1 protein-coding gene is annotated in these 678 nt (G+C 37.2%); it reads left to right on the top strand.

What is annotated here, in order from left to right; genetic code table 11:
• Positions 1 to 320 precede the first annotated feature (320 nt).
• On the top strand, positions 321 to 678 hold a 358-nt coding region (locus EAH81_RS27275; RefSeq protein ID WP_241676676.1), incomplete at its 3' end, for a tyrosine-type recombinase/integrase.

A 678-nucleotide genomic window follows, 5' to 3' on the forward strand; every position in this document is an offset into this window, starting at 1 on the left:
GCTAAAATTACCTATCAGTTTTAAAATGGAAGATTTTACCGACCAAGAATTTTCAGAGTTTTCACGATTAATACAATCCAAAGAACGAGGCTAACACCTCGTTTTTTTTGTGCTCCCCAAATTCAAAAAGTCTGTGAGCCCAGGAAAACCAGGATTTTTCTAGGATAATCCAAAATAGACCTGGACATTTGTTTCACTTTTTGGCAGAAGTGAAGGTAGAAGTAAAAGCCCAGTAAAATCAAGGGTTCGCAAAGGTTGGTAAAATGACCGCTTTCATTTATATATATTAAGGTAGAAAAGTGAAACTTAAATCAAGCAAAATGGCATTAAAAGGACAAAAGACAACGAGTGATTTTTTAGAGTGGGACAAGATGCAGACCATCGTTTTGAAACTGGAGCGTGATAATGATTTGAAATTTGCGCTACTTATTGCAACGGGTTCTTACATTGGTCTGAGGATTTCAGACCTGCTTCAACTTCGTTGGAATCAAGTTTTGAATCAGGATTATTTCACGATTATCGAGAAGAAAACCAAGAAGACCCGCAAAATAACCATCAACCCAGAATTACAGATTATCCTGAACCGTTTGTTTGTTCAGCTCCAAGCCAATGAAAATGACTTGATGTTTGTGAACCGATTTGGCGATAAGCCATTCAGTATCCAATATGTGAACAGCA

The organism is Flavobacterium pectinovorum, from assembly GCF_006438875.1.
In the GTDB taxonomy this organism is placed as follows: domain Bacteria; phylum Bacteroidota; class Bacteroidia; order Flavobacteriales; family Flavobacteriaceae; genus Flavobacterium; species Flavobacterium pectinovorum_A.